The sequence below is a fragment of the Microbispora sp. NPDC049125 genome, assembly GCF_040802045.1.
GTDB lineage: Bacteria > Actinomycetota > Actinomycetes > Streptosporangiales > Streptosporangiaceae > Microbispora.
In genome coordinates, this window is the sequence record NZ_JBEZDW010000029.1 from 58,237 (window position 1) to 75,762 (window position 17,526).

At 71.2% G+C, this 17,526-nt stretch carries 20 protein-coding genes; 11 read left to right on the forward strand and 9 right to left on the reverse strand.

From position 1 onward, the window contains the following. Positions 1-106: 106 nt before the first annotated feature. Together AB0B72_RS28455 and AB0B72_RS28460 are read left to right on the forward strand one after the other, a co-directional pair. Positions 107-604: a hypothetical protein gene (locus AB0B72_RS28455; protein ID WP_367742139.1), complete on the forward strand. Its 498-nt coding sequence runs from the start codon at positions 107-109 to the stop codon at positions 602-604. Next, positions 601-726: a hypothetical protein gene (locus AB0B72_RS28460; RefSeq protein WP_367742141.1), complete on the forward strand. Its 126-nt coding sequence runs from the start codon at positions 601-603 to the stop codon at positions 724-726. Before AB0B72_RS28455 ends, AB0B72_RS28460 begins: the two co-directional genes overlap by 4 nt. A gap of 20 nt (positions 727-746) precedes the next feature. On the opposite strand, the gene AB0B72_RS28465 is transcribed toward AB0B72_RS28460, so the two are convergent. From AB0B72_RS28465 to lhgO, 3 genes are read right to left on the reverse strand one after another with little or no spacing between them, the layout of a single operon-like run. Next, positions 747-2,099 (reverse strand): ATP-binding protein, encoded by a 1,353-nt coding sequence (locus AB0B72_RS28465; protein WP_367742142.1) that lies wholly within the window; start codon positions 2,097-2,099, stop codon positions 747-749. 45 nt (positions 2,100-2,144) lie between these two features. Beyond that, entirely contained in the window at positions 2,145-2,855 is a 711-nt protein-coding gene (locus AB0B72_RS28470; protein WP_367742143.1) for a response regulator transcription factor, read from the reverse strand. A gap of 12 nt (positions 2,856-2,867) precedes the next feature. Further along, positions 2,868-4,058 carry an L-2-hydroxyglutarate oxidase gene (gene lhgO / locus AB0B72_RS28475; RefSeq protein WP_367742144.1) on the reverse strand — a complete coding sequence of 397 codons (1,191 nt, stop codon included), beginning with the start codon at positions 4,056-4,058 and terminating at the stop codon, positions 2,868-2,870. 103 nt (positions 4,059-4,161) lie between these two features. On the opposite strand from lhgO, the gene AB0B72_RS28480 reads away from it, so the two are divergent. Beyond that, positions 4,162-4,524 (forward strand): hypothetical protein, encoded by a 363-nt coding sequence (locus AB0B72_RS28480; RefSeq protein ID WP_367742145.1) that lies wholly within the window; start codon positions 4,162-4,164, stop codon positions 4,522-4,524. Positions 4,525-4,586: 62 nt separating this feature from the next. Then, a complete protein-coding gene (locus AB0B72_RS28485) occupies positions 4,587-5,021 on the forward strand; it encodes a CBS domain-containing protein (protein ID WP_367742146.1) in 435 nt (144 codons plus the stop codon). Between the two features lie 172 nt (positions 5,022-5,193). Here the strand turns inward: AB0B72_RS28485 and AB0B72_RS28490 are convergent, their stop codons facing one another. Together AB0B72_RS28490 and AB0B72_RS28495 are read right to left on the reverse strand one after the other, a co-directional pair. Then, on the reverse strand, positions 5,194-6,270 hold the full coding sequence (locus AB0B72_RS28490; protein WP_367742147.1) for a hypothetical protein: 1,077 nt from the start codon (positions 6,268-6,270) through the stop codon (positions 5,194-5,196). A 183-nt stretch (positions 6,271-6,453) separates the two neighbouring features. Then, positions 6,454-7,635 carry an FAD-dependent monooxygenase gene (locus AB0B72_RS28495; protein WP_367742148.1) on the reverse strand — a complete coding sequence of 394 codons (1,182 nt, stop codon included), beginning with the start codon at positions 7,633-7,635 and terminating at the stop codon, positions 6,454-6,456. A 55-nt stretch (positions 7,636-7,690) separates the two neighbouring features. On the opposite strand from AB0B72_RS28495, the gene AB0B72_RS28500 reads away from it, so the two are divergent. The 5 genes from AB0B72_RS28500 (at position 7,691) to AB0B72_RS28520 (ending at position 11,603) form a co-directional block, all read left to right on the forward strand. Beyond that, positions 7,691-8,260 (forward strand): PadR family transcriptional regulator, encoded by a 570-nt coding sequence (locus AB0B72_RS28500; RefSeq protein WP_367742149.1) that lies wholly within the window; start codon positions 7,691-7,693, stop codon positions 8,258-8,260. Between the two features lie 12 nt (positions 8,261-8,272). Beyond that, positions 8,273-8,899, forward strand: coding sequence for a class I SAM-dependent methyltransferase (locus tag AB0B72_RS28505; RefSeq protein WP_367742150.1), 627 nt, complete (start codon positions 8,273-8,275; stop codon positions 8,897-8,899). A gap of 103 nt (positions 8,900-9,002) precedes the next feature. Further along, the gene (locus tag AB0B72_RS28510; RefSeq protein WP_367742151.1) at positions 9,003-9,650 is read left to right on the forward strand and encodes a PadR family transcriptional regulator; all 648 of its coding nucleotides are present in this window, start codon (positions 9,003-9,005) and stop codon (positions 9,648-9,650) included. Between the two features lie 164 nt (positions 9,651-9,814). Beyond that, positions 9,815-10,486 carry a class I SAM-dependent methyltransferase gene (locus tag AB0B72_RS28515; protein WP_367742152.1) on the forward strand — a complete coding sequence of 224 codons (672 nt, stop codon included), beginning with the start codon at positions 9,815-9,817 and terminating at the stop codon, positions 10,484-10,486. Between the two features lie 145 nt (positions 10,487-10,631). Then, positions 10,632-11,603 (forward strand): aldo/keto reductase, encoded by a 972-nt coding sequence (locus AB0B72_RS28520; protein WP_367742153.1) that lies wholly within the window; start codon positions 10,632-10,634, stop codon positions 11,601-11,603. 97 nt (positions 11,604-11,700) lie between these two features. Here AB0B72_RS28520 and thpR read toward each other — a convergent pair whose 3' ends face one another. Genes thpR through AB0B72_RS28535 form a run of 3 tightly spaced genes read right to left on the reverse strand, consistent with a single transcriptional unit; the run spans position 11,701 to position 13,923 of the window. After that, complete coding sequence (thpR, locus tag AB0B72_RS28525; protein ID WP_367742154.1) at positions 11,701-12,258, reverse strand: RNA 2',3'-cyclic phosphodiesterase; 558 nt, start codon at positions 12,256-12,258, stop codon at positions 11,701-11,703. Further along, positions 12,221-13,474 carry an MFS transporter gene (locus AB0B72_RS28530; RefSeq protein WP_367742155.1) on the reverse strand — a complete coding sequence of 418 codons (1,254 nt, stop codon included), beginning with the start codon at positions 13,472-13,474 and terminating at the stop codon, positions 12,221-12,223. Before AB0B72_RS28530 ends, thpR begins: the two co-directional genes overlap by 38 nt. Positions 13,475-13,479: 5 nt before the next feature. Further along, entirely contained in the window at positions 13,480-13,923 is a 444-nt protein-coding gene (locus AB0B72_RS28535; protein ID WP_367742156.1) for a MarR family winged helix-turn-helix transcriptional regulator, read from the reverse strand. A gap of 242 nt (positions 13,924-14,165) precedes the next feature. Here AB0B72_RS28535 and AB0B72_RS28540 point away from each other — a divergent pair, with 242 nt between their 5' ends. Together AB0B72_RS28540 and AB0B72_RS28545 are read left to right on the forward strand one after the other, a co-directional pair. Continuing rightward, positions 14,166-14,891, forward strand: coding sequence for a class I SAM-dependent methyltransferase (locus AB0B72_RS28540; RefSeq protein ID WP_367742158.1), 726 nt, complete (start codon positions 14,166-14,168; stop codon positions 14,889-14,891). A 99-nt stretch (positions 14,892-14,990) separates the two neighbouring features. Beyond that, positions 14,991-16,133 carry a calcium:proton antiporter gene (locus tag AB0B72_RS28545; RefSeq protein ID WP_367742159.1) on the forward strand — a complete coding sequence of 381 codons (1,143 nt, stop codon included), beginning with the start codon at positions 14,991-14,993 and terminating at the stop codon, positions 16,131-16,133. 87 nt (positions 16,134-16,220) lie between these two features. Here AB0B72_RS28545 and AB0B72_RS28550 read toward each other — a convergent pair whose 3' ends face one another. Continuing rightward, positions 16,221-17,297 carry a hypothetical protein gene (locus AB0B72_RS28550; RefSeq protein ID WP_367742160.1) on the reverse strand — a complete coding sequence of 359 codons (1,077 nt, stop codon included), beginning with the start codon at positions 17,295-17,297 and terminating at the stop codon, positions 16,221-16,223. Positions 17,298-17,526: the final 229 nt, after the last annotated feature.

The following is a 17,526-nucleotide window of genomic DNA, read 5'->3' on the forward strand; positions in this document are numbered from 1 at the left end:
CGCGGGAAGATCGCCTCGCGGCCGGGCGTAACGGGTTCGGGGCGATCGTGTCACGAGTCGCGATCGCGGACTGCGCACAAGATCGCATGAGGCGTACCGTCGGGGCATGCGTCGATGGCTCAGCGCGGCTCTCGCCGGTGTGCTCCTGGCGGGCGTCACGGGCTGCACCGTCGAGACGAACGGAGACACCGGAATCAGCGTGGACGCCGCCGGTCGTCTCGTCGTGGTCCTCGCCTGGTGTGGGGCCGCCCCGGACGGGGTGACCATCTACCACAACCGGCTGTCCCCAGGCCCCTCGGATGAGCCCAGCGTGAGCGACGCCAGCTACGACGCGCAGGCGCTGACGGGCCAGACCGCCTCGTTCCAGCCGGATGCGCCGTCGGGTGGCTGGACGCTTTCACGAGGACGCTTCAGGCCGGATCCGTCAATCACCTATCTGGCCTACGGCTGGTCGAACGACAACACGCACTCGACCCTTCACGTGCAGTTCGACGTCGCGGACCTCGCGACGCTGCGGCCCGGCAGCGTACTCAGGGGGGTCGGCACAGTGGTGTCGCAGGAGGAGTTCGACCGGAAAGGACAGAGTCAGGAGAACTGCCGGTGAACAGGCGGACGGGCCGGACGGCCGACGAGCGCGCGGAGCGCGACGACGGCTCACTCATGGTTCCGGTGCACGTCGACACCCCTGAGGGGCTCGTACGCCGACGGTCACCGTTCACCTCGTAGCCCTCGTCGCTCGGACCGCTTCAGGGCAGCGCCTCGGGGGCCAGGGGCAGCACGACCCGGAAGGCGGCCCCCGCGCCCGGCTCCGACCGCACGTCCACGGTCCCCCCGTGGGCCCGGACCAGCGAGTCCACGATCGCCAGCCCGAGGCCCGTGCCGCCCGAGGGACGCGTCCTTGACGGGTCGGCCCGATAGAACCGCTCGAACACCCGGCCGGCCTGCTCCGGGGTGAGCCCCGGGCCCTTGTCCGCGACCTCGATGAAGGCCTGTTCCTGCGCGTTGCCCACCCTGACCGTGATCGGGGTGCCCTCGGGGGTGTGGGTCGTCGCGTTGTTCATCAGATTTCCCACGACCTGCCGCAGCCGCACCTCGTCTCCCGAGACGATCAGCGCCGCGTCCCCCTCCACCTCCAGCGAGACGACCCGGCCGGGGCAGAGGGTTCGCGCGTCGTGCACCGCGTCCGCCGCGAGGGCGAGCAGGTCCACGGGCTGCTGGACCAACGGGCGCTGCTGGTCGAGGCGGGCGAGCAGCAGCAGGTCGTCGACGAGCAGGCCCATGCGGGCGGCCTCGCTCTCGATCCGCCCCATCAACCGGATGGAGTCGGCGTCCGGCACCTGCCGGTGGAACTCGGCGAACCCCCGGATCGACGTCAGCGGGGTGCGCAGCTCGTGTGAGGCGTCGGCGACGAACCGACGCATCCTCGCCTCCGACTCGCGCGCCGCCGCCTCCGACGCGGCCCGGGCCTCGAACGCGGCCTCGATCTGCGCCAGCATGCCGTTGAGCGAGCGGGCCAGCCGCCCGACCTCCGTACGGGGGTCGCGGTCGGGCACGCGACTGCCCAGGTGGCCCCGGGCGATGGCCTCGGCGGTCTCCTCGATCTCCGACAGCGGCCGCAGGCTCCGCCGTACGATGACGACGCCGACGACGGCGAGCACGGCCATCACGACGCCGCCGCCCAGCAGCTCGATGAGGGCGAGCCGCGTGGTGATCTGCCCGACGGACGCCATGTCGACCGCCACGACCACGGAGCCGAAGCCGTCGATCGGGACGACCCGGGCCCGCCACAGCCCTTCGCCGGAGACCGCCGCCACGGTCCGCGGGGTCTGGGAGGTCACCGGCCCCGGGCCTGGCAGGCTCTCCACCCCCATCCCGGCCTGCGCCAAGACCGTCTTGCCGTTCCGGTCGCGGATCTCCACCCGGCCCTCGGGCGGCACCCGCAGCCTGCCGAAGACGGCGGGACCGCGCTGCAGCCGCATGGTGACCTCCCTCGCGGCCATGGCGACCTGCATGTCCACCCGGCTGACCAGGTATCCGCGGAGCACAGACACGCTGGCGACTCCGATGACCGTGAGCGCGACGGCCACCAGCGCGAGCATCGCCGCACTGAGCCGGATCCGCAGTGGCGTGCGCCCGGACACGGCTCAGGCGCCGGCCGGCGGCACCCGCATGACGTACCCGACGCCGCGCAGGGTGTGAATGAGCCGCGGAGGGGTGTTGTCGAGCTTGCGGCGCAGCACCGACACGTACGACTCGACGATCCCGGCGTCGCCGCGGAAGTCGTAGTCCCACACGTGGTCGAGGATCTGCGCCTTGGACAGCACCCGTCCGGCGTTGGCCATGAAGTAGCGCAGCAGCTTGAACTCGGTGGGCGACAGGGGGACGGCCGAGCCCGCCCGCCACACCTCGTGAGACTCCTCGTCGAGCTCGATGTCGGCGAAGGTCAGCCGTGGCGGGGCCGACATCGGGTCGCCCGCCGTACGGCGCAGCACGGCCCGGATCCTGGCGATCATCTCTTCCAGGCTGAACGGCTTGGTCACGTAGTCGTCGCCGCCGAGCGTGAGACCGCGGATCTTGTCCTCGGTGGCGTCCCGCGCGGTGAGGAAGACCACCGGGGTGTGCGTGCCGCCCCCGCGCAGCCGGCGGAGGATGTCGAAGCCGTCCATGTCGGGCAGCATGACGTCGAGCACGATGAGGTCAGGCCGATGACGCTGGGCCGCGGCGACCGCCTCGGTCCCGGTGGAGGCGGTGTGCACCTCGAACCCGGCGTACCGGAGGCTGGCGGCGAGCAGTTCCAGAATGTTCGGCTCGTCCTCGACGACGAGCAGCCGAGCTTCGAGGGTTTCAGCGACCATGGCGGATGCACTCTAGGCGGGTCGGGGTAAGGGAACCGTTAAGGCTATATGTCGGGCGATCGCGAGACTGGAGGTCGCGGCCGGCGACGGGGCGTTGCGTACCAAAATGATCCTACCGTGCGTATCGATGACGAAGTCGTCGAGCAGCCGTCCGTCCCTCCCCACCGCCTGGGCCCGCACTCCGCCTTCCGCTCCGACCAGGTCGCCCGCGGACAGCGCCGGGACGTACCGCCGCGCGGCGGCCACGAAGGCCCGTTTCGTGAGGGAGCCGTAGATCTCCCGGACGCCGGTGCGCCAGTGCTCGGCGGCCATCCTCCGGGTGCCGGGCCAGGCGACGATCTCCCGCAGATCGCGCGGGGAGACCTTCCGCCAGGAGTAGCCCTCCAGCGCCAGGGCCGGCACCGCGTTCGGCCCGACGAGGACGTCGCCGTCGACCCGCCGGGTCAGGTGGACGCCGAGGAAGGGATAGCGGGGGTCGGGCACCGGGTAGATCAGCCCCCGCACGAGGTGGCGGGCGGCCCCGGCCAGCCGGTAGTAGTCCCCTCTGAACGGGACTATCCGGACGTCTCCGGCCGCCCTTGTCATTGCGGCCACCCGGTCGGTCCCCAGACCGGCGCAGGAGATCAGGCCGTCGAACCTGAACCGCGCCCCTCCCGCCACGACCTCCACGCCGCCCGCGGTCTCCCTCATCGCGCGCACGGGGTGCGAGAGCCGTACGGCGCCGCCCGCGGCCTCGACGTCGGCGGCGAGCCGGCGCGCGACGGCGGCGAAGTCCGTGATCGCCGTGTGCGGCGAGTGGACGGCGCCGACCCCCACCGCGCCGGGCTCCACCTCCCGCAGGCCCAGCCCGTCGAGCTCGGCGATCCCGGGCACCTTGTTCTCCCTGGCCCGGTCGGCGATCCGGCGCAGCCCCGCCAGCTCGGCGCGCGTGGAGGCGATGATCAGCTTGCCCACCTCCTGGTACGGCAGGCCGTGCTCGGCGCAGTATTCGCGTAGCAGCGCGACGCCCTCGCGGCACAGATCGGCCTTCAGGGAGCCGGGCGCGTAGTAGACGCCCGCGTGGACCACCCCGCTGTTGTGGCCGGTCTGGTGGGCCGCGACCCGGTCCTCCTTCTCCAGCACGGTCACGTCGGCGCCCTTGCGCGCCATCTCCCGCGCGACCGCGAGGCCCAGGATGCCCGCGCCGACGATCCCGATCCTCATGTCCGTACGGCCGCCGAGCGGCCAGGTGCAGGCGCCATGCCGACATTGTCTCGCAGCGGCCCGCCTTCCCGTCGATCGAACCTGTGTTCGGTATGGTGGAGGTGTGTACGTACCACCCGGCTGGCCGCCTGAGGTGCGGCCGCCCGGCAGCCAGGACTGGGCGATCTCGGCCGCGTCGTGGCTGCTCGACGCCGTGCCGCCCGACTACCGCGCGTACGACGTGCTGCGCCGGCACCCGATCGCGCTGGCCGGGATGGCGCGCCGGCACGTCCGGGCCTCGATCGAGGCCGCCAGGGACGGCTATCGCGGCGCGGCCGTCGACCTGAAGGAGCACCTGCCTCCGCACGCCATCGAGGCCGTGCTCGACGTCTACCGACAGGAGGGCCCCCGGCTGGTGCGGCTGGCGGAGTCGATCGAGCTCGTGGAGCGCGCCCTTCGCGGGGAGCATTTCGTGCCGAGACTCTGAGGTAGGGCCGCGAAACCGGGCATAAGCCATTTAAGGCACCAAAAAGGCACCAGGGGGACGCGATGACCACGGAGAGACCTGGCAAGACGGCCCGAGACGTGATGCACCAGGGGGCGGAGTGCGTGGGCGAGCACGACAGCCTCCGCACGGCCGCGGAGATGATGCGCGACCTGAGCGTCGGCGCACTGCCCATCTGCGGCGACGACGACCGGCTCAAGGGGATCATCACCGACCGCGACATCGTCATCAAATGCTGCGCCGAGGGCAAGGACCTGAACGAGACCACGGCCGGCGAGCTGGCCCGCGGGCTCGTGTGGGTGGACGCGCAGACCAGCGTCGAGGACGCGCTGGTCACCATGGAGGAGCACCAGATCAAGCGCATGCCGGTGATCGAGAATCACCGGATCGTGGGGATGATCAGCGAGGCCGACCTGGCGAAGGAGCTGCCGGACAGCAAGCTCGCCGAGTTCGTCCACCGCATCTACGCGGGGGCGTGACAGGCCGGCAGCCGATCCGGGCGGGCGGACCGCCCGCCCGGACATCCAGCCGCCGGAGCCCGTCTCACCAGAGCGCGCCTCGGCGGAGCACGTCTCGAGCGGAGCACGTCTCGGGCGGAGCACGTCTCGGGCGGAGCACGTCTCGGCTGCGCCGGTGTTCGGCGGCGAAGTGTCAGCGGCCGGTCCGGTACGCGACGACGGCGATGACACCGACCGCGCCGAGCGCGGCGCCCACCCATAACAGCGTCAGCGAGACCGGCACGCCACCGTTGTCCACAGGACGGGTCGCGGAGACGGCCCGGGGGGTCGCGGGCGTGCGAGGCTTCGCGGTGTGATGCTGTGGGGACGGCGAAGGGCGGGCCTCGGCCGGCAGGGGCACCCGGTAAACGGGGCTGCGCCTGCCCTCCGAGCCGGTGAGCAGCGCGGCGCCGTCGCGCGTGTACGTGATCGACTCCGCCTGCTCGAGCGGCGGCATCGTCACGTGGGCGAGAAGCTTCCCGGGAGCCCGGTAGACGGACGCCGAGAAGTAGGTTCTGATCACGAAGCTGGAGCCGTCGGGGGCGTACGCGGCGTCGGTGGCCATGATGGGCGCGGGCCCGACACGACGCAGCACGTTCACCCGGTCCGTCCGCAGCTTGGCGGGGGCCGCGTAGACGGATCCGGAGATCTCCTTCGAGACGATGTAGAGCCGGCCGGTGCGCGGGTCGACCATGACACCCTCGGCGTTGCGACCGCCGTCGGCGTACCGGAAGCGGTAGCGGATGGCCTGCACGGTGGCGTCCGCCATGGTCCTGGGCTCCGGCACCTTGTAGACCGACACGTCCGGCCAGCCGCCGTCGAGGTTGTCGCCGATGTCGGCGATCCAGAGCACGCCCCTGCCGGTGGCCGGGTCCACCGAGGCCGCCATGCCCTCCCAGTCGCGGGCGACGGCGCCGGCGAGTGTGAAGGTGGCGCGGGTGCGCCCGTCCGGCCCCACGGCGAAGACCTGCGGGCCGCCGCCGCTGTCGTTGTGGGTGTAGACGATGCCGTCGTGCGTCGGGGAGACCGCCAACCCGCTCGACTCGGTGACGCGTTCGTCACGGATCTTGAACAGAGGCTTGTCGTCCCCGGCAGTCCGCGATCCGGCCGACGAGCCGGCGCCGAGCATCCTTCCGACACTCGCTGTCGTCCCCGCCGCGCCTGCGGCGCTCGCCACGGCCAGCGGAGTGGCCGAGACAGCGGCGAGGAGTGGCAGGGCCAGCCAGGACACATGCCTCACCCCTGCCCGATTCCCCCGCCCGCTCCCCATGCGGCCATCATCGCGGATGAGGGGCGTCCGCGCGCCGTGCGCCGGGTACCGGAAAGATCCCGGCATGGTCAGGAGCCCGCAAGACATGCCTGGCCGTACAGGCGCGGCCCTGCCGGCACGCGCGATCCCGACGAGCGGCGGCCGTCAGCGGGCGCCCGCCGTCACCCGGTCGTCCCAGTCGATCCGGTAGTCGTGGATCCAGGCCAGCGCGTTCCTCTTCTCCACCTGCTTCATGACCATGGGCAGGGCGAGGTCGCGGAAGTACGCGCCGACGGCTCCCGGCGCCTTGCCGTCGCCATTGCGCTTGCCGTGCCGGACGACCCGCTCCACCCGCTCCCGCCGCAGCCGCTCGAAGGCCGCGAACGCGTCCGCGTTCCCGGGAAGGTCACGCAGGCACATGGCCAGCACCACGGCGTCCTCGATCGCCATGGACGCGCCCTGGCCGGAGGAGGGCGAGGTCGCGTGCGCGGCGTCCCCGACGATCACCATGTTCTCGCTGAACCACTTCGGCACGGTCGGGAAGTCGTAGGTGTTCCAGCCGGGCGCGATGTTCCCGGTCGCGGCGATGATGTCGCGCATCGGACCGGCGTCCCCCTCGAACAGCTCCATCAGCTTCGCGCGCCACCGCTCGGGGGTGATCTTCGCCAGCTCCTCCCGGGCGAGCTCCACACGGCTCGGCGGGTTGGCGAACCACCACACCTCTCCGCTCGGATGGATCAGGTAACCGAAGAAGCACCTCTTACCGAAGATGAAGTAGTAGGCGCCCGGCTTCCCCGGCACCTCGATGCCGTCGGCGAAGCCGCCGGTGTTCAGCAGCCCGACGTACCGGGCGCGCGGCGCCTGGGGGTCGATCAGGGTCCGGGTGCGTGAGTGGAGCCCGTCGGCGCCGATCAGCAGGTCGCCTTCGGCGGAGCTTCCGTCCGCGAAGACCGCGCGGACGCCTCCCGAGGTGGACGACGCGTCGACGAAGCGCTTGCCGTGGTGGATCCGCACACCCCGCCGTACGGCCTCGTCGCGCAGGGCCTTGTAGAGGTCGGCGCGCCGGAGCGAGCGGCTCGGCTGCCGGGTCGAGGCCAGCCACTTGCCGCTCCCGTTGCTCATCTCCATGACGGACGAGTCCATGCCCAGGTCGCAGACGAGATCGTGCAGGTCGAGGACGCGCAGGGCCTCAAGCCCGTTGATCGCGAGCGTGAGGAAGACGCCCACTCCGTCGGACCCACGGTCGTACGCCTCGAAGACGTCACTGTCGATGCCGGCGCGCCGCAACGCCATGGCCGTCACGGGCCCGGCGATGCCTCCGCCAATGATCAAAGCTCTTTTGGTCATGAAATGACTATACATATTATGACTAAAGAAGCGCAAGGCCGTTACGATGAAGGCCATGTCGACGCGGCGTTCCCCTCTGGCCATGGCATTGCTCTCCCTGGTCTGCGAGACGCCCATGCACGCGTACCGGATGCAGCAACTGATCAAGGAGCGGCACAAGGACGACGTGGTCAACGTCGCGCAGCGCAACAGCGTCTACCAGACCATCGAGCGCCTCCTGCGCGACGGGCTCATCGCCGTCCTGGAGACCTCGCGCGAGGAGAACCGGCCGGAGCGGACCGTCTACGAGCCCACCGACGCGGGCCGGGAGACGCTGAGGCAATGGATGCGGACGATGGTGTCCACCCCCGCCCGGGAGTTCCCCGAGTTCCCCGCCGCGCTCGCCTTCCTTCCCGTGCTGGCGCCCGATGAGGCGCTGGAGGCGCTTCAGGAGCGGATCGCCGCCCTGGAGGCCCGGCTTTCCGCGCTCGGCGAGGAGCTGGCCACGACCGCGACGTTCCTCCCGCGTGTCTTCCTCATCGAGACCGAGTACCAGCAGGCCGCGGTCAGCACCGAGCTCGGCTTCGTCCGCGGCCTCGTCGCTGACGTCCGCGCGGGCCACATCGACTGGGACTACCGCCTCTGAGAGGAGATCTCCATGCGGGCCTCCACGCACGCCGACGTGCTTCGCGTGTTCGACAAGATGGCCGATCGGTACGACGGTCAGATGCTGGTCTGGGAGCGGCGGCTGTTCCCGGGGAGCCGCGAGTGGGCCGTCGGCCAGGCCCGCGGGCACGTCGTGGAGATCGGGATCGGCACCGGGCTGAACCTGCCCCTGTACGCCCCCGGCGTCACCGTCATCGGCATCGAGCTGTCCGAGCGCATGCTGAGCCTGGCGAGACGGCGCGCGGAGCAGGCCGGCCTCACCGGCCGGGTGGAGCTGCGCCAGGGCGACGCCGAGCACCTGCCGCTGCCCGGCGGAATCGCCGACACGGTGTTGTCCACCTTCACGATGTGCACGATCCCGGACCCCGCCGCCGCGGCCCGGGAGGCGTACCGCGTGCTGAAGCCCGGAGGCCGGTTCGTGCTGGCCGAGCACGGCCCGTCCGCCAACCCGGTCATCCGTGCGGGAATGCGGCTGGTGGAGCCACTGATGGTACGGCTGGAGGCCGACCACCTGACCCGGGATCCCCGGCCCTTCCTCGAACAGGCGGGCCTCCGGATCGACTCGGTGTCCCGGATGACGCGCGGCATCAGCTTCCGGGTGCTCGCCACCCGGCCGTGACCCGACGTCGCCACGACCGGCCGTCCCGGCCGCGAACAAGGCTGGTCCACGAGGTACTCGCCTGCGTATACTCGTTTACGAGTACCGAGAACGGGGTGACGGCATGGCCAAGCAGCGCAAGGTGAGCAATCTGCTCGGCCTGGCCGTGCTCTCGACCGTCGCCGCCAAGCCGATGCATCCGTACGAGATGGCCTCCCTGATGCGCGAGCGCGGCAAGGACCGGGACATGCCGATCAAGTGGGGCTCGCTCTACACCGTGGTCCGCAACCTCGAAAAGCACGGCTTCCTCGACGTGGCGGAGAGCGTCCGGGACGGCGGGCACCCGGAGCGCACGATCTACCGCATCACCGACGCGGGGCGCGAGGAGCTCGCCGACTGGGTCCGCGAGCTGATCGCGGTGCCCGAGCGGGAGCAGCCGAGGTTCCTGGCCGGGCTCTCCGTGTGGCAGGTCATCGCGCCCGACGAGGTGACGGACCTGCTCCGGCAGCGGCTCGCCCTGCTGGAGAAAGAGATCGACGGGCAGCGGGAGGCGCTGACCGGATACAGGCGCGAGGTGCCACGGTTGTTCCTCGTCGAGGTGGAGTACGAGCTGGCGATCCGCGAGGCGGAGGCGGCCTGGACCCGGTCGCTCCTGGACGAGCTGACCACCGGTTCGTTCCCCGACCTCGCGGCGTGGCGAGCCTGGCACGAGCGGGGCGAGATGCCGCCCGAGGTGGCGGAGCTCGCGGAAAGGGGCGGCGCCCCGGACTGACCCGCTGCGGGCCCCGGCGGAGTGCGGGAACACTTCCGCCGGAGCCCTCATCCTCGAACCGAACCCGCGGAACGGAACCCGGCCACGAGGTGGCAACCGCAAGAATAGCCGGGCTCCTCCCCCTGGGCCGGTTCGGACATGCACGATCCGAAACCGGAGGAATCATGGAGAACACACGTCAATCACAGGCGCCCAAGATGGAGGGCGCCATGGCCCGGTGGTACGCCCGCCAGCGCGGCTCGGCGCCCCAGGTCGCGCAGGTCCGGCGATACGCCGCCCAGATCACCGCCGGCCTGCCGAACGGCGCGGCCATCCTTGAGGTGGCCCCCGGCCCGGGATACCTCGCCGTCGAGATGGCACGGCTCGGGTTCGCGGTGACCGGGCTGGACCTGAGCCGCACGTTCGTGGACATCGCGACCGCCAATGCCCGCCGGGCGGGAGTGGACGTCGACGTCAAGCTGGGTGACGCGGCCGACCTCCCCTTCGACGCCGAGTCGTTCGACCTGATCGTCTGCCAGGCGGCCTTCAAGAACTTCGGGCGGCCGGTCAGAGCCCTGAACGAGATGCACCGGGTGCTGCGCGACGGCGGGACGGCCGTGATCCACGACATGAACAGGGACGCGTCACGTGCCGACATCGACGAGGAAGTCGCGAAGATGGAGCTCAGCCGGCTGAACTCCCTGATGACCAGGATCCCGCTGAACACGTTACGGCGGCGCGCCTACTCGCGTGCCCGCTTCGAGAGCCTCGCCGCCGAGAGCGCCTTCCGCACCTGTGACATCCGGACGGACGGGATCACCCTGGAGGCCCGGCTGACCAAGCGCCGGGCTGCCTGACCTCGCACACGGAAGGGCCGGTCCGGGCTCGTGAGTCCGTCCCCTACGGCACGCGGCCCGGGCCACGCCTCCTCTGGAGGCACTGTGAAGATCCGTACGGGCCCGGCTCGACTGGAGTCCACTCCAGGTTCATAAGCTGGCGGTCATGGAATACGGACAACTGGGCCGGACCGGCCTGTCGGTCAGCAAGCTCTGCCTGGGGACCATGAACTTCGGCCCCATCACGACCGAGGAGGACTCGTACGCGATCATGGATCGCGCCCACGAGGTGGGGATCAACTTCTTCGACACGGCGAACGTGTACGGCTGGAAGACGGGCGAGGGCGTCACCGAGCAGATCATCGGCCGGTGGTTCGCGAAGGGCGGCGGCCGCCGGGAGAAGACCGTCATCGCCACCAAGCTCTACGGCTCCATGGGCGACTGGCCGAACGACGACAAGCTGTCCGCGCTGAACATCAGGCGGGCCGCTGACGCCTCGCTCAAGCGCCTCCAGACCGACTACATCGACATCTACCAGGCCCACCACGTCGACCGGAACACGCCGTTCGACGAGTTCTGGGAGGCCATGGAGGTGCTGCGGCAGCAGGGCAAGATCCTGTACGTCGGCTCCTCCAACTTCGCCGGATGGCACCTGGCCAAGGCCCAGGAGTCGGCCCGGCGGCGCGGCTTCCTCGGCCTGGTGAGCGAGCAGTCGCACTACAACCTGCTCACCCGCACGGTCGAGCTGGAGGTGCTCCCGGCCGCCGAGGACTACGGCCTCGGCGTGATCCCGTGGAGCCCCCTCGCGGGCGGTCTCCTCGGCGGCATCCTCCGCAAGATCGACAAGGGCCGGTCCGCGGCGGACCGCGTCGCCGCCGAGCTCGACAAGCACCGCGACAAGGTCGAGCGGTACGAGTCGTTCTGCGACGAGCTGGGCGAGGAGCCGGCCAACGTGGCGCTGGCCTGGCTGCTCCACCAGCGGGCGGTCACCGCGCCGATCATCGGCCCTCGTACGATCGAGCAGCTCGACGGCGCCCTGCGGGTGCTGGAGATCAAGCTGGACGACAAGGCGCTGACCCGTCTGGACGAGATCTTCCCCGGTCCCGGCGGCACCGCCCCCGAGGCGTACGCCTGGTAGTCATGCGTTGAGCAGCGCGCCCACAACGACGAGCAGCACGAGCAGCGCGAGCACCGTGGGCAGCAGCCAGCGACGAGGACGATCCACACCTTCGAGCCTAGTCGCGGGCGCCCAGTGGGTAGGCCTCGACGGGTTCGTAACGCACCGGCGGCCCCAGGTGGCTGCGCACGAGGTGGACGGCCGTCGCCTCCCAGCGGCGGCCGGCGAAGGCGCTCAGCGAGCCGACGAGAGGACTCAGATCGCCTCCGTCCCGTGAGCGGGCCAGGGTCAGATGGGGATGGAACCGCTTGCGGTCCGTCTCCCCGGCCCCGGCCCGCCGGGCGCCGGCCGAGATCGACTCCGCCAGCCTCAGAAGCGGCGGCTCGGCGTGCAGCCCGAGCCACACGACCCTGCCGCGAGCCGCGGAGGGGAACGCCCCGGCCCCGTCGAAGGACAGCGTCGCCGGGGCGTGCCGGGCGGCCGCCCGCGCCAGCCGTACGTTGAGGCCGGGGAGCACGCGGTCGGGCACCTCACCGAGGAACGCCACGGTCACGTGCCACAGCGCCGGATCGACCCACCGCAGATCGGGCCATGCCGCGCGGGCGGGCTCCACCGCGGCGGCGACCTCCGCGAGCGTCTCAGGCGGTGGCAGCAGCGCCACGAACAATCTGCTCACGCGCCGATTCTTCCGCGGCGGCCCTCTTCGCGGCCACGAGCCGGGTCACCAGCACGGCCAGCCCGACGCCGGCCATGCTCAACACCCCGGCGGCGACGACGGCGACCCTCGGGCCGGCCAGCTCGGACAGCCAGCCGACCAGCGGCGCCCCGATGGGCGCTCCCCCGGTGAAGACCAGCACGTAGATGCCCATCACCCGGCCGCGCATCGCGCTGGAGGCGCCGAGCTGGACGATGGTGTTCGCGGTCGTGTTGACCGTGATCATCGCCATTCCCGCCGGGACGAGCAGGGCGAGGAACGCCGGATATCCCGGGGCCAGCCCGGCGGCCACCTGGAACAGGCCGAAGCAGACCGCCCCCGCGAGCAGGAACCGGCGGCTCGGCTTGACCCGTCGCGCCGCCAGCAGCGCGCCCCCGAAGGCGCCCACCGCGAACGCGCTGGAGGCGATGCCGAACGACGAGGCGCCGGCGCCGTACACCTGCCTGGCCATGAGCGCGATGCTCGTCGAGAAGCTCTGCGCGAAGATCGCCATGAAGGCCACGATGAGCAGGGGAAGCAGCAGGTCGGGACGGCTCCCCACGTAGCGCAGCCCCTCCCTGAGCTGGCCCTTGGCCCGCGGGACGGGCTCGGGCGTACGCAGCTCGGAGGAGCGCATCAGCACCAGCCCGGCGATGACGGCCCCGAACGACACCGCGTTCAGCAGGAAGATCGGCCCGGTGCCCAGCCAGTAGATGAGCACTCCGGCCAGCGCGGGCCCGACGACCCGGGCGAGGTTGAACGTCGAGCTGTTCAGCGCGATGGCGTTCGGCAGGTCGCGCCGCCCCACCATCTCCACCACGAACGACTGCCGCGTGGGCACCTCGACGCAGGAGATCAGGCCGAGGGTGAACGCCATGACGTACACGTGCCAGACGTGCGCCGATCCGGTCACCACGAGCAGGCCCATGGTGAGGGCGAGCAGCCCCATGAGCGACTGGGCGACGACGAGCACGCGGCGCTTGGGATAGCGGTCCGCGAGCATCCCGCCGAACAGGCCGAAGAGCATCACGGGGAGGAACTGCAGCGCCACGGTCACGCCGAGAGCGGAGCCGCTGCCATGGGTGAGGTCGAGGACGAGCCAGTCCTGCGCGGTGCGCTGCATCCAGGTGCCGATGTTGGAGACGACACCGCCCGCCGCGAACAGCCGGTAGTTGTGGTTCCGCAGGGAGCGGAACATGCCGCCTACATCGTCGAGAGCTTCTCCAGGATGGGCGCCGCCGCCCGCAGCGCCGCCCTCTCCGCCGGGGTCAGCTCCCCGAGCCGCTGCGCCAGCCAGGCTTCCTTCGCGCGGCGCTCCTCCTTGAGCAGCGTCGATCCCGCCGCCGTCACGGTCACCGTCACCTGGCGCCGGTCGGTCGGGTGCGGCCTGCGTTCCAGCAGCCCCCGCTCCTCCAGCTTGGCGATCACGCGTGTCATCGAGGGCGGCTGCACCTTCTCGTGCTCCGCGAGCTCGCTGGGTGTCATGATCTCGTGGCGGTCGACGGCGGACAGCGTCGCGAGCTGTGTGGCCGTAAGCGAGTGCCGCGCGGCCTGCGTGCGCAGCCGCCGCGTCAGCCGCGCGAGCGACACGCGCAACGCGGAGGCGAGACCGGCGTCGCTGCGTAGGTTCTGGGTGTTCGTTAGCATGAGTCATTACCTTTGCTAACTATAAGCACCAAAATGGTATTCCGCCAACCGAAAGGCGCACGGGGAGCGGCCACCGGTGATCGGGGGGTCGATGCGGCCATGGGACGAAGGTAACAGTGACCAGCGGGTCCTCCCTTCCGCCTGTGGATGAGCCAGTGGATCGGCTAAAGTCAAGATATGTCGTGTCATTTGGTGAGCGTTTCCCACGAGTCACCGGTTCCACGGGCATCGACGGTGACGCCGTGAGCCGCCGCGGCTCGTACGGCGTCGACGCCCCCGGCGCGCTCATCGGGCTCGTCGCGGGCGCCGTCATCGCGCTGATCGCCACGGTCGCCGCCTTCGCCGCCGGATGGTGGATCGCCTGGCTCCTGCTGCTGTGCGCGGCGTACTCCGTCGCGAGCGCGGCCTGCTACGCGCACACCACATCACGGGGCAAGTTCGCCGTGTGGTCCGACGAGCTGGCGAAGCTGCGGCTCGACGGCGCGGAACGGGTGCTCGACCTCGGATGCGGGCGCGGCGCCGTCCTCACCATGGCCGCCGGGCTGGTGCCACGAGGACGGGTCACGGGAATCGACCTGTGGCGCTCGGTGGACCAGTCGGGCAACGCCGAGGAGGCCACCCGGCGCAACGCCGAGGCCGAGGGGGTGTCCGGCCGCGTGGATCTCGTCACCGGCGACATGCGGTCCCTGCCGTTCGAGGACGGGTCGTTCGATCTCCTGCTGTCCTCGCTCGCCGTCCACAACATCCCCGGCGGCGAGGGGCGCGAGCGGGCGATCACCGAGGCGTACCGCGTGCTCGCGCCGGGGGGACGGCTGCGCGTCGCGGACTTCCAGCACGGCGAGGAGTACGCGAGCGTGCTGCGCCGCCTCGGCGCGGAAGACGTGACCGTACGCGACCTGGGCTGGCGCTTCTGGTACGGCGGGCCGTGGTTCGGCACCCGGATGGTGAGCGCGCGCAGGCCCGCCTGAGGGCGACGCCGGAACGGGGCGGGCCGTCCCGGGTGCCGGAAATGGAGGAAAGACCGCCGGCGCGGGCAGGATCCCGGTAGTCCCGCAGAAGGGGTCACCGTGACGCCATCACCGGCCGCCAAAGGCTCGCCGCTGCACCGCCTGGCCGTCGTCGTGCCGCTGCTCGGCCTGGCGGCGCTGATCGCGGTGTGGGGCCGCGACCTGCCGGCGGTCGTCGAAGGCGTCGTCGTGGTCCTGCTGGCCGGCGCGGTGCTCGCCGCGGTCCACCACGCCGAAGTCGTCGCCCATCGCGTCGGGGAACCCTTCGGATCACTGATCCTGGCCGTCGCCGTCACCGTCATCGAAGTGGGCCTGATCATCACCCTCATGATCTCCGGCGGCGCAGGCACCTCGTCGCTGGCCCGCGACACCGTCTTCGCCGCCGTGATGATCACCTGCAACGGCATCGCGGGCCTGTCGCTGCTCGTCACCGCGCTACGCCGCCGTGTCGCGGTGTTCAACCCCGAGGGCACCGGCGCCGCCCTGGGGACCGTCATCACCGTCGCCACGCTCAGCATGGTCCTGCCCAGCTTCACCACCGGCACTCCCGGGCCGCGGTTCACGGGACCGCAGCTGGCCTTCGCCGCCGTGGCGTCGCTGACCCTGTACGTGCTCTTCGTGGTGGTGCAGAACGTGCGCCACCGCGACTACTTCCTCCCCGTCACCAGCGTCGGCCGGCACACCGCGGGCGCGGCGTCACCGGCCGCCGCCGAGGCCCCGGACGACGAGCACGCGGCCGCCCCCTCACCGCGCACCGCCCTTACCAGCCTCGTCCTGCTCGTCGCCGCGCTGGTCGCCGTCGTCGGCCTCGCCAAGGTCGAATCCGGGACCATCGAGGCCGCCGTCGCCACCGCCGGCCTTCCCCACTCCGTGGTCGGCGTCGTCATCGCCCTGCTGATCCTGCTGCCCGAAACCCTCGCCGCGGTCCGCAACGCGCGCCGCGACCGGGTGCAGATCAGCCTCAACCTCGCCCTCGGCTCAGCCATGGCCAGCATCGGCCTGACCATCCCGGCGATCGCCGTCGCCTCCATCTGGCTCAAGGGGCCTCTGGTCCTCGGCCTCGGCCCCGTCCAGATCGTGCTGCTCGCCCTCACCGCAGGCGTCGGCGTGCTGACCGTCATGCCCGGTCGCGCCACCCTGCTCCAGGCCGCCCTGCACCTGTCCGTCTGCGCCGCGTTCCTCTTCCTGGCGGCCAGCCCGTGACAGCGGACGAGGCCGCCGAGATGACTCCTCCAGCGGCGAATCCCGGCGCTGAAGGTGGCAGCGCTCTTGAGCTTACGGCTGGGACGCTTACCGGCGGCGTACCGAGTAGGGCGGGAACGCTGCTCGGTCGGTGAGGTTCAGATCTGCGTCGGGCCAGCGTCGGCGGAGCAGGCCGGCTACCCGCCGCGCCCAGCCGGTGAGGTGGGGCAGGGTGTGGTGGGCCTCGGCGGTGCGGGCGGTGGCCTCCAGCGTCGCCACCAGCTGGGGACGGCTGTCGTCGCCTGGCGCGCGGGTGTCCAGCAGCGGGAGTCGTTGCAGCCGGACGAGGGCGAAGAAGACACATGCCGCCGCCAGGGCGAAGCCGTACTGCCGGTCGTCCTCGGCCTGGCGCACACCGCGTGCCAGAGCCTGGCGATAGGTGTCCGCGAGTCCGTCGGCGATGGCGTCTCCGACCGATAGCCACGCGGGACCAGGCACGTGCAGCAGGACAGCGTCGTTGAGAGCGTGGGTGTAGCCCGCGAACTCGAAGTCGATGAGGCGGGGGTCTGGAAAGCCTGAAGCGTGCACGAGGACGTTGTTGGCGTCTGGGTCGCCGTTGCTGAGAGCCAGGAAAGGTCCCGGCTCGGCCAGTTCTCCCAGCACGGCGACCAGCTCGCGCTCGGCCTGCCCGGTGATCGGCGCACCGGCGCCGGCGGCGTGCCTGCGGCCCTCGTCGCAAAGCCCGGCCCATCGTCCAAGGCGGTCGGCGGCTGGATCGACCGGCCCGAGAGCGGCCCGGCGTGTGTAGTAGGTCGCCGCCATGCCTGCGGTGGCCGCGCCTAACTCACCACGTACGCGGGCGAAGGCGACCAGCCGATCCGCATGGGCCGTGGCACCTTCCGCACGCAACAGCTGATCCAACGCCACACGCGGGGCCAGGTCCTCCAGCACGAGGAGTCCCCTTGAGACGTCGGCGGCGATGACACGCGGAGCCAGGTTCAGGGCGAGATCCTCGGAGAGGAACCGCAGAGCGGCCAGCTCGGTGCGGAACCGCCACGCCTCGGGACGAGTCTGGTCCGGATGGTGGGACCGCACCCATTTGACGATCACGTGCTCGGGACGGGCGAGGCCTCCCACCTGTGCTCTCGCGACGGCCCAAGGCTCCAGCCGCTGCCAATCGAGCACGGTGACAGGCGAGGCATGGTGACGTGAGAGGAGAGATGCCGTCTCGGCAAGCCGGTTGATCACTACTGCTCCCCGGGGAAATTCACCAGCATGCAGCATCGTGATCATCAATGGAAGGGCGCCAGTGCGCTGAACGGCTCGAAACCACCCTGCCGAGAAGCAGGAGACCGCCACGAAGTCCACTTCCGCGGACCGCGTGGCAGGCTCCTACGTGGATCCGGCGAAGACC